This is a genomic window from Bariatricus sp. SGI.161 (assembly GCF_050313695.1).
Taxonomy (GTDB): domain Bacteria; phylum Bacillota; class Clostridia; order Lachnospirales; family Lachnospiraceae; genus JAFBIX01.
On the sequence record NZ_JBNPLX010000096.1, the window covers coordinates 1 to 428 of the forward strand.

Annotated in this window: 1 protein-coding gene; it reads left to right on the forward strand. The window is 53.0% G+C overall.

Going from position 1 to position 428, the window contains the following annotated elements; all coding sequences use genetic code 11:
* On the forward strand, positions 1-428 hold a 428-nt coding region (locus ACQRBH_RS17345; protein WP_427762703.1), incomplete at both ends, for a VirB6/TrbL-like conjugal transfer protein, CD1112 family.

Consider the following 428-nt stretch of genomic DNA (forward strand, 5'->3'; position numbering starts at 1 on the left):
TCCGTGGACTTTAACAGCCTGATACCTGACCTTGAAAGCCAGTTGGAGGCTATGAGCGTGGGCGGGCTTCTGGGCCTGTGGTTCCAGACCCTTGTGGTGGGCCTTACCATGAACATTCTCGCCATCTGTATTTTCCTTGTGACCTATGGCCGTATGATTGAAATTTACGTCGTGACCTCGTTAGGGCCTATCCCCCTTGCCACAATGGGAAACAGCGAATGGCGCGGCATGGGCCAGAACTACTTGAAATCCCTGCTGGCGCTGGGCTTCCAAGCCTTTTTGATCATGGTTGTTGTCGGTATCTATGCGGTGCTGATACAGAACATTGCTTCCGCTTCTGACATATCCGGCGCAATCTGGGGCTGCATGGGCTATACGGTGCTTCTGTGCTTCTGCCTGTTCAAGACCGGCAGCATCAGTAAATCCGT